Annotated in this window: 11 protein-coding genes; 7 read left to right on the forward strand and 4 right to left on the reverse strand. The window is 67.9% G+C overall.

Annotated elements, in window-relative coordinates:
- Nucleotides 1-125: 125 nt before the first annotated feature.
- Nucleotides 126-737: a methionine biosynthesis protein MetW gene (gene metW / locus LH128_RS09110; RefSeq protein WP_008829326.1), complete on the forward strand. Its 612-nt coding sequence runs from the start codon at nt 126-128 to the stop codon at nt 735-737.
- Between the two features lie 86 nt (nt 738-823).
- Nucleotides 824-1513 carry a hypothetical protein gene (locus tag LH128_RS09115; RefSeq protein ID WP_008829327.1) on the forward strand — a complete coding sequence of 230 codons (690 nt, stop codon included), beginning with the start codon at nt 824-826 and terminating at the stop codon, nt 1511-1513.
- Between the two features lie 3 nt (nt 1514-1516).
- Here LH128_RS09115 and LH128_RS09120 read toward each other — a convergent pair whose 3' ends face one another.
- On the reverse strand, nt 1517-2146 hold the full coding sequence (locus tag LH128_RS09120; RefSeq protein ID WP_008829328.1) for a LysE family translocator: 630 nt from the start codon (nt 2144-2146) through the stop codon (nt 1517-1519).
- Nucleotides 2147-2278: 132 nt separating this feature from the next.
- Between LH128_RS09120 and LH128_RS09125 the strand changes: the two genes are divergently transcribed.
- Nucleotides 2279-3223, forward strand: a complete 945-nt coding sequence (locus LH128_RS09125; RefSeq protein WP_008829329.1) for an acyl-CoA thioesterase — start codon at nt 2279-2281, stop codon at nt 3221-3223.
- A gap of 141 nt (nt 3224-3364) precedes the next feature.
- Here the strand turns inward: LH128_RS09125 and LH128_RS09130 are convergent, their stop codons facing one another.
- A complete protein-coding gene (locus tag LH128_RS09130) occupies nt 3365-3751 on the reverse strand; it encodes a VOC family protein (RefSeq protein WP_008829330.1) in 387 nt (128 codons plus the stop codon).
- Nucleotides 3752-3926: 175 nt separating this feature from the next.
- On the opposite strand from LH128_RS09130, the gene LH128_RS09135 reads away from it, so the two are divergent.
- Complete coding sequence (locus tag LH128_RS09135; RefSeq protein WP_008829331.1) at nt 3927-4598, forward strand: glutathione S-transferase family protein; 672 nt, start codon at nt 3927-3929, stop codon at nt 4596-4598.
- 42 nt (nt 4599-4640) lie between these two features.
- Here LH128_RS09135 and LH128_RS09140 read toward each other — a convergent pair whose 3' ends face one another.
- Both LH128_RS09140 and LH128_RS09145 read right to left on the reverse strand, forming a co-directional pair.
- A complete protein-coding gene (locus LH128_RS09140; protein WP_036525973.1) occupies nt 4641-6401 on the reverse strand; it encodes a bifunctional metallophosphatase/5'-nucleotidase in 1761 nt (586 codons plus the stop codon).
- Between the two features lie 68 nt (nt 6402-6469).
- The gene (locus LH128_RS09145; RefSeq protein ID WP_008829333.1) at nt 6470-6871 is read right to left on the reverse strand and encodes a metallopeptidase family protein; all 402 of its coding nucleotides are present in this window, start codon (nt 6869-6871) and stop codon (nt 6470-6472) included.
- Nucleotides 6872-7065: 194 nt separating this feature from the next.
- Between LH128_RS09145 and nagZ the strand changes: the two genes are divergently transcribed.
- From nagZ to scpB, 3 genes are all read left to right on the forward strand, one after another.
- Nucleotides 7066-8076 carry a beta-N-acetylhexosaminidase gene (gene nagZ / locus LH128_RS09150; RefSeq protein ID WP_008829334.1) on the forward strand — a complete coding sequence of 337 codons (1011 nt, stop codon included), beginning with the start codon at nt 7066-7068 and terminating at the stop codon, nt 8074-8076.
- A gap of 1 nt (nt 8077) precedes the next feature.
- The gene (locus tag LH128_RS09155; protein WP_036525975.1) at nt 8078-8881 is read left to right on the forward strand and encodes a segregation and condensation protein A; all 804 of its coding nucleotides are present in this window, start codon (nt 8078-8080) and stop codon (nt 8879-8881) included.
- Nucleotides 8878-9228 (forward strand): SMC-Scp complex subunit ScpB (gene scpB / locus LH128_RS09160; RefSeq protein ID WP_008829336.1); only part of this gene is annotated, 351 nt, incomplete at its 3' end. The genes LH128_RS09155 and scpB, both read left to right, overlap by 4 nt.

Genomic DNA, 9228 nt, shown 5'->3' on the forward strand with positions numbered 1-9228 from the left:
TCCCCCCCCCCCCCCGCCGACGCGCACGGTGTCTACGCCGCGCTCGGCTTCAATCCGCTGATGCGGCCGGAGCGGCTGATGGAGCGTCTCTCGGCCGCCTTCGCCGCGCAGTTGCAGGTGGCGTCATGACCCCCGCGATGAAGACCGGCCTGCGCCCGGACCTTGCGATCATCGCCGAGAACGTCGCGCTGGATTCCAGCGTGCTCGACGTCGGCTGCGGCGACGGCACCTTGATGCAGGCCCTGCGCGACGGTTCAGGCTGCGCCACGCGCGGTATGGAGATCGACGCGCTGAACGTGGGCGCCTGCGTGGCCAAGGGCCTCTCGGTGATCCAGGGCGATGCGGACAAGGACCTTGCGTTCTATCCCGACAAGTCGGTGGACTACGCGATCCTGTCGCAGACGCTGCAGACGACGATGCGGCCCGACATGGTGCTGGAGGAATTGCTGCGCATCGGCCGCAAGGCCTTCGTCAGCTTCCCGAACTTCGCGCACTGGCGGGTCCGCACCTCGCTGCTGTGGAACGGCCGCATGCCGGTGACGCGCCTGCTGCCGATCGCCTGGTACGAGACGCCCAACATCCATCACCTGACGGTGAACGATTTCCGCGCGCTGCTGCAGGAACGCGGGATCACGGTGGAGGGGCGCTGGTTCCTTTCGGGCGATACCCAATGCAGCGCGGCGGCGGCGAACTTCCGCGCCGAGCACGCGGTATTCCTGCTCTCGCGCGGGGGCTGAGCCGCGAGGGTTGCCTTGCTGGGCGCGGCATGATTCTCTCTCGGAACCGGCGGGCCGGGTGCCCGCACCTTTTCGGGAGACGACCCTTGCGAATTGACGCTTCGAAAGCCGTCGGCGCCTATGCCGCGGTGATGACGCTGGCGACGGCGTGGCTCGGCCTCACCGCCGTTTCGGCGCCTGCCGCCAAATTCGACACCATCGACGTCCAGCGCATCAACGTGCGCGAGCCAGACGGCACCTTGCGCATGACGATCTCCGGCAAGGCCCGCATTCCCGGCCTGATCCTTGGCGGGGTCGAGCATCCGCACCCGAACCGGCAGGAAGCGGGGATGATCTTCTTCAACGATCAGGGCGACGAGAATGGCGGCCTCGTTTTCGACGGCGGGATGAAGAACGGCGTGCCGACCAACGGCGGCAGCCTGACCTTCGATCGCTACCACCAGGACCAGACGCTGCAGATGGTGAGCACCGAGGACGGCAAGGCGCGCCGTGTCGGCGTCATCGTCACCGATCGCCCGGACAGGCTGATGGACGTGGCGACGGGGCGCCGCCTGCGCGACATGGCGCCGGGGCCGGAGCGGGACCGGCTGCTCGCCGAGGCGGGCTTCGAATCGGCCCGGCGCATCTGGCTCGGCCGCGATGCCAAGGGAGAGGCATCGCTGGTGCTGAGCGATGCCGAAGGCCGCCCGCGCCTGACACTGGGCGTGGGTGCAGACGGGACGCCGGGGGTGAGGCTGCTCGATCCCGCAGGCAAGGTCACCCGCGAGATCAAGTGAGCGTCAGTGCGGCCGCGCTTTCAGCAGCGCCAGCCCAAAGCCGATGAAGAACACGCCGGTCACCCGGTTGAACGCCTGCTTGATCGCGGGGCGCGTGAGGTAGCCCGCCAGCGAACGGCCGCCCAGCGCATAGGCGCAGTACCACCCGGTTTCGATGACGGCGAACGTGCTGAGCAGGATTGCGAACTGCGGCACTTTGGGCAGCGCGGGGTCGATGAACTGCGGGAAGAAGGCTGCCGCAAAGAGGATCGCCTTGGGATTGCTGATGGCGATCGTGAAGCCGCCCCGGAACACCGCGAGGCTCGAAGGAGCGGGCGGCAGTTCGCCCTCGGTGGGGTCGAGCGGTGCCACGGGCGAGCGCCAGGACTTCACCCCAAGGTACACCAGATAGGCCACACCGGCATAGCGCAGCACTTCGAACGAACCCGGGAGCGCCAGCAGCAGCGTCGTCAGTCCGGCGGCGGAGGAACCCATCAGCAGGAAGATCGCGCAGAGGCACCCCGCCATCGCGATCGTGCTGCGCCGCGCGCCCATCTCGACGCTGCGCGACAGGACGTGGAGCATGTTCGGCCCCGGCGTACCGGAAACCACGAAGACGGCGGCGACGAAAAGCCACCAGGTATGAAGCGTCACGGTGCGCAGGTCCTTGCACGGGATTGAAGAAGGCGCGGCTTATGCCCGAGGTGCGGACAAGGCAACACCAGTGGCACAAGCTGCAAGATAATCGCCGCCCTTTCGCTTGACCGGAGCCTGCCCGGCTGCGAGGTGCGCCGCCTTCTGCCGGGCGCCTCGCCGCGCCCGCAGCTGACAGACCGGCCAAGGGCGCAGCATCGCCCCCTCCATGCCGAGCCGGTCGTCCATCCCGTGGAGACGATTCCCGACCAGGCCGACGGCCGCGTATCCCATTCGTATTCGGGAGGGCGTCCGGCGACCGTGACCCGAATCGACGAGTATGACATGACCCTGAAGACCACTCCCGCCGCGCACGCGGTGCAGCTTATCGACGCCGTGTTTCCCGGCGACACCAACCACCATGGCACCCTGTTCGGCGGCGTCGCGCTGGCGCACATGGACAAGATCGCCTTCCTCGTCGCCGCCCGCCATGCCCGCGCGCCTTTCGTCACCGCGCGGACCGAGCGCATCGACTTCGAGAACCCCGGCCGCATCGGTGACCTGATCGAGGCGACCGGCCTGATCACCCGCGTCGGCACCCGATCGGTCGATGTCGAAGTGGAACTGGTCGCCGAAAACCCGCTCACCGGCGAGCGCCGCCTTTGCACGCGCGGCCTTTTCGTCCTCGTCGCGCCCAAGGGACCGGATACGAAGCTCCCGTTCCCGCCGCTGCCCGAGCCCGCGCCTTCGGTCGAGACCGGGCGGCTGCACATGGTCGACATGGTGTTCCCGGCGCAGACCAACCACTACGGCTCGCTGTTCGGAGGAGACGCGCTCAAGATGATGGGACGCGCCGCCTTCATCGCGTCGAGCCGCCACATGCGCCGCCCGATGATCATGGGTACGTCCGACCGCATCGACTTCAAATCCCCCATCCGCGAGGGCGAGATGATCGAGCTGATCTCCGAGGTCGTCATGGCAGGCCCCGATTCGGTGCTCATCCGCGTCGAACTCTGGGCCGAGAACCTGATGAACGGCGAACGCCGCCACTCGGCAACCTCGACCTTCACGATGGTCGTGGTGGAGCGGGCGGCGTGATCACCCTCTTCGACATGCTTCCAATTTTCGTCATCCCCGCGAAGGCGGGGACCCAACTGATGCCCGTGCAACATGAAGCATCGGGAGATGGGTTCTCGCCTTCGCGGGGATGACGGCGGCATAGTCGCAGGCGATCACACTTCAGCCCATGCTCAGCCCGGAATAGACGCCGAGCTTGTTGCCGTCGGGGTCGCGCAGGTAGGCCCCGAAGGCGCCGCGCGCCTGCGGCTTGGCCTCGGGGGCGCCTTCGTCGGTGCCGCCGTTGGCCAGGCCCGCCGCGTGCCAAGTCCTGACCGCATCCTGATCCGGCGCGTCGAACAGGATCGTGCCGCCATTGCCGTGCGTGCACGCCTCGCCGTCGCGCGCCGGGCCGAGCAGGAAGCGCACGCCGCCAAGGTCCCACATCACGATCGGGTACTGGTCCGGCGTCGAGCAGGGTGCGAGGCCCAGCGCACCGAAGGTCGCGTCATAGAACGCGCGGGTCCTGGCAAGGTCGTTCGACCCCAGGCGGATTGACTTGAGCAGCACGGTTTCCTCTCCCTTTCCCGTTTGCGGAGAGAGTGTCGGCGCGCAGGGCAGGGGTCAACGAGCGGAGGCGCAGGGGCGCGAGATATCGCGCAACGGATGGAGCGCGGACTTATCCACCTGATTCCCGCCTCCGTGAAATGGACGGGGCCGTGCCCTTTCGGCATTCCGGATCGCCATGTGGCACATCTATCAGTTCCCGCTCTGCCCCTTCAGTCGCAAGGTCCGGCTGCTCATGGCAGAAAAGGGCATCGCGTACGAACTCCAGACCGCGCGACCGTGGGAAGGCGAGGATCGCCTCTTCGCGATGAACCCGGCCGGACGCACGCCGGTGATCCGTGAAACCGACAAGGGCCTCGTGCTGTCGGACAGTCGCGCGATCTGCGAATACTTCGAGGAGACGGTGGATCGCTATCCGCTGATCAGCGGGACCGCCCAGCAGCGGGCCGAGATCCGCCGCCTGATCGCGATGTTCGACGAGAACTTCTACAACGACGTTTCCGGCCCGCTGCTGCTGGAGCGGATGAAGAAACGCCTCGTGTTCCGCCAGGCGCCCGATGCCAAGGCGCTGCGCGAATCGATGAAGCTGGCGCACGACTACCTCGACTACATCGACTACCTGATCGACAACCGGCCCTGGCTTGCCGGTGCGACGATGACGCTGGCGGACCTCGCCGCGGCGGCGCAGCTGTCGGTGGCGGACTATCTCGGCGGCCTCGACTGGTCGAGCCACGAGCAGGCGCGCGGCTGGTATCTGGTGATGAAGTCGCGGCCCTCGTTTCGGCCGCTTTTGTCGGAGCGCATGGAAGTGATCCAGCCGCCCAGCCACTACGCCGAAGTCGATGCTTGATAGATTCCGGTCCCCGCGAAGGCCGCAGGGACCGGGCTTGCATTACTTGTCGAGGCGAACGGTGCGCTCTTCCTTGGGCACCTGACGCACCGGCACGGCGGCGAGCCACTGCTGGAACGCCTCGTTGTCGATCATGCCGCGCGTGATCTCGGTGCCCTGCTTGAAGGTCGCGAAGCCGTCGCCGCCTTCGGCGAGGAAGTTGACCACGGTGACGCGGTACTTCGCGGCAGGGGCGAGCGGCTTGCCGTTCAGCGTCAGCGACACCACGCGGCTGCCCGAGGGACGGCGCATGTCGTACGAGAACTTCAGCCCGGCCGAGGGCGCCAGCGCCTGCTTGTCGCCCGCGTCGTCGAGCCCGTCCTCGATCACCGCGCGGACCTGCGCGCCGGTCAGCGTCATCGTCACCAGCTCGTTGTTGAAGGGCTGCGTCGCGTAGACTTGCCCGAAAGTGACGGTGCCGTCCGGCGCCGGGTCGATCGGGGCGCGGATGCCGAAGGGGTTGGTGAAGGCGATCTGCGCGCCCGCAGCCTGGGTGCCCGCGAGCTGCGAATCGGCAACCACGTTGCCAAGGTCGCCGCCGCTGGCGCTCTCGCTGCTACCCTTCGCCGCCGGGCCTGACATCTTGCCGACCGGGCGCTGGATCAGCCCGGCTGCATCCTTCACGTAGCCCGCTACATAATCGGCCACGTCCGCGCGCGGCTGGAACTGCGGGTAGGCGGTGGTATTCGGCACGTCGCCCCGGCCGCTGGTGTAGCCCGGCGACTGGACGATCACGTTGCGGGCCTTCTTGGCGATGACCTTGTGGCTGGCGGGGTCGATGGTGAGGGTGATGTCGGTCACCAGCTTGCCGTAGACGCCCGCGCTGGTCAGCAGGATGGGGGAGCCGTCGCCCGACTGGCCGTACTGGCACACGTACTGCCAGTGCGTGTGCCCCGAGACGACGAGATCGACGCCGGGGTTCAGCTTGTCGAGGATCGGCTGGATGTCGCCCGCGAAGCCCTCGCACGAATTGGGGTCCTTGGCAGTGGTCTTGCCGCCCTGGTGGATCAGCACGACGACGGCGTCGGCGCCCTCGGCCTTGAGCACGGGAATCGCCTTGTTGATCGCCTCGGCCTCGTCACCGAAGGTCAGTCCCTTGACCATGTCGGGCTGGACGAGCGTGGGGATCGACTTGAGCGACAGGCCGACGAAGCCGATGGTCACTTTGCTCGCGCCCTCACCGAAGGTCTTCAGGCCGGTGGCGGGGAACAGCGTCGTGCCGTCGTCCCTGTAGGTCGCGGCGGAGAGATACTTGTAGCTGGCGCCCTTGAACTGCTCGAGCTGGCAGGGCTGCAGGCGCGTGTTCTTCTCGCAGCCGCCGTTCTGGAGGCGCTGGAGTTCCATCCAGCCGCGGTCGAACTCGTGGTTGCCGACCGCGTTGAACTCCAGCCCGATGCGGTTCATCACGCCGACCGCCGGCTCGTCGAGGTGGAGCGAGGAGGCCAGCTGCGAGGCGCTGGTGAGGTCGCCCGCCGCGACGACGACGTTGTTCGGGTGTTCGGCCTTGAGCGAATCGACCGCCGATGCCAGCCACGCGCCGCCGCCTGCGGGCACGTTGACCGTCTTGCCATCAGGGCCGGGGGCCTCGACCGACGCCTTGGGCGGCTCCAGCGCGCCGTGGAAGTCGTTGATGGCGATGATGCCCACTTCCACCGGGGTGGCCGCCGTGACGGGCGCTCCCGGGCGGGTTGCCTGCGGTGCAGCGCAGGCAGCGGTGAAAGCGAGAGCGAGGAGCGGCAGAGCGCGTAGACGGGGGGAAGTCATGACCCGGCTCTATCGCACTGCAATATGACGGGCCAAGGGACAATTTCGCCGACGGCCTGTGCGAATTGTCAGCGCACCTGATCCTCCAGCGCATGCATGGCGTCGTCGGACAGGCCGAAATGGTGGCCTACCTCGTGGATCACCACATGCGCGACGAGGTCTTCCAGATCCACCTCGGTCTCGCACCATTCGGCGAGAAGGGGTTGGCGATAGAGCGTGATGCGCGGCGGGAATTCGCCCGAGATCCACACCGAATCGGTGTCCATCGACCGGCCGTGATAGAGTCCGGTCAGTTCCCAGGCATCCTCGATGCCCATGGCGCCCAGCGTTTCCTCGTCCGCGAATTCCTCGATGTGGACGGTGATCCCGTCGAGGTGCTGCGCGAAGGGCGCAGGAATCCGCGCGAAGGCGGCGTGGGCGAGGCGCTCGAACTCGGCGGCGGAGGGGGGAGGGCCGAATGTGCGGGTCATGGGTGGAGGTATGCCCACCCCCGGCCCCTCCCGCAAGCGGGAGGGGAGCAACACAGGATCGCCCTCCCGCAGGCGGGAGGGCCGGCAGGCTTGGCGGTTTACCGCCTAGCCGAACGGGGTGGGCATCACACCATCCACACCCGCATCGTCCCCCATTCTTGCGAAACCGCCGCCATTCTGCGACCAAAACACGCATGGTTCCGGCAATCTTCGGCCTCTCCGGCCTGACCCTCGGCGACGACGAACGCGCCTTCTTCCGCGACGCCGATCCGGCGGGCTACATCCTGTTCGGCCGCAACGTCGAAAGCCGCGCGCAAGTCCGCGCCCTGACCGACGAACTGCGCTCCATCCACGGGCGCGAGCACCTGTTCGTCTGCATCGACCAGGAAGGCGGCCGCGTCGCGCGAATGAAGCCACCGACCTGGAGCGCCTACCCGCCCGGCGAAGCCTTCGACCGGCTCTACGATCTCGCCCCCGCCAGCGCCATTGAGGCGGCGCGCGTCAATGCGCAGGCGCTCGGCCTTGACCTTGCCGAAGTCGGCGTCAGCGTCGACTGCCACCCCTCGCTCGACGTGCGTCAGCCCGGAGCCCACGACGTCATCGGCGACCGCGCGCTGGGTGCAGAGCCGATGCGGGTAGCGGCGCTGGGCCGCGCGATTCTCGACGGTTTCGCACGCTCGGGCGTCGCGGGCTGCATCAAGCACATCCCCGGCCACGGCCGCGCGATGGCGGACAGTCACAAGGAACTGCCCACCGTCACTGCCTCGGCCGAGGAACTGGAACGCGATCTCGCCCCGTTCCGCGCGCTGTCCAAGACGCCGATCGGCATGACCGCGCACGTGCGCTATACCGCGTGGGATGCCGAGAACCCTGGCACCCTCTCGCCTTTCGTGATTGGTGAGATCATCCGCAAGACCATCGGTTTTTCGGGTCTGCTGCTGACCGACGACCTCGACATGCAGGCGCTCTCGGGCAGCGTGCCGGAACTGGCGGCGCAGGCGATCGCGGCCGGCTGCGACATCGCGCTCAACTGCTGGGCGAAGATGGACGACATGGTCGGCATCGCCAAAGCCCTGCCGGTCATGGCCGAGGAAACCGCCGCCCGTCTCGACCATGCGCTGGCCGGAACCGGCCCCGCGACAGCGGCCGATCACGCCGAACTGCTGGCGAAGCGCGACGCCCTGCTGGCGCTGCGGGCGGCCTGACGTGGCCAGCACTCCCGGCCTCTTCGACGACTGGGACGGCGAGGACCGCCAGGGCGCTCAGGCCGACAAGCTGTACCTCGAGATCGACGGCTGGGAAGGGCCGCTCGACCTGCTGCTCGACCTCGCGCGGCGGCAGAAGGTAGATCTGCTGCGCATCTCGATCCTCGAACTGGTCGATGCCTACCTGACGTACATCGAGGAGGCCGAGGCGCTGCGGCTGGAACTGGCGGCGGATTACCTCGTGATGGCGGCGTGGCTGGCTTATCTGAAGTCCGCGCTGCTGCTGCCGCGCGACGAGCAGGAGGACCCGAGCCCCGAGGAAATGGCCCTGCGCCTGCAGATGCGCCTGCAGCGCCTGGGTGCGATGCGCGAGGCTGCGGCGCGGCTGATGGGGCGCGACCGGCTGGGGCGCGATGTGTTCGAACGGGGTGCTCCCGAGGGCCTGCGCGTCGATCGCAAGTCGCGCTGGCAGGTCGAGTGGTTCGACCTCGTAAGAGCTTATGGTGACGTGAAAATCCGTTCGCAGCCGGTAGTGCACATGGTGCGCGAGCGGATGGTGATGACGCTCGACACCGCGATCGCCCGGGTCGCCTCGATGCTCGGCGTGGCGATCGACTGGATGGAACTGCGCGACTTCCTTCCGGCAGCGCATGGCAGCTGGGAAAGCCCGCAATTGCGCCGTTCCGCGCTGGCCTCGAGCTTCGTCGCGGCGCTCGAACTGGCCCGTACCGGCAAGGCCGAACTGGCGCAGGACGAGACGTATGGCCCCCTGCGCCTAAGGGCACTCAAAGGCACTCAAACGTGACACAAGACGTCCAAAGCGCGCCCGACGACGTGTTGCGTGCCGTGGAGGCGACCCTCTTCGCCTCCACCGAACCGCTTACCGCGGATCAGGTCGCGCTTCACCTCGGTTTCGGCGAGAAGGGCGGCGAGGTCCGCCCTGCGCTCGCCGATCTGCAGCGCCATTATGAGCGACGCGGCATCCACCTCGTCGAGCGCGGCGGGCGCTGGCATTTCGAGACCGCGCCCGATCTCGCGCACCTGCTCCGCCGCGAGAAGGAGGACGTGCGCCGCCTCAGCCGCGCCGCCACCGAGGTGCTGGCGATCGTCGCCTACCACGAACCCGTCAGCCGCGCCGAGATCGAGGCGATC

The organism is Sphingomonas sp. LH128 (genome assembly GCF_000293195.2).
In the GTDB taxonomy this organism is placed as follows: Bacteria; Pseudomonadota; Alphaproteobacteria; order Sphingomonadales; family Sphingomonadaceae; genus Novosphingobium; species Novosphingobium resinovorum_A.

What these genes read in the sequence shown, in the direction of transcription:
- LH128_RS09135 (WP_008829331.1), top strand. Translation starts at nt 3,927, where the DNA reads ATGTGGCACATCTATCAGTTCCCGCTCTGCCCCTTCAGTCGCAAGGTC.
- LH128_RS09145 (WP_008829333.1), bottom strand. Translation starts at nt 6,871, where the DNA reads ATGACCCGCACATTCGGCCCTCCCCCCTCCGCCGCCGAGTTCGAGCGC.
- nagZ (WP_008829334.1), top strand. Translation starts at nt 7,066, where the DNA reads ATGGTTCCGGCAATCTTCGGCCTCTCCGGCCTGACCCTCGGCGACGAC.
- LH128_RS09140 (WP_036525973.1), bottom strand. Translation starts at nt 6,401, where the DNA reads ATGACTTCCCCCCGTCTACGCGCTCTGCCGCTCCTCGCTCTCGCTTTC.
- metW (WP_008829326.1), top strand. Translation starts at nt 126, where the DNA reads ATGACCCCCGCGATGAAGACCGGCCTGCGCCCGGACCTTGCGATCATC.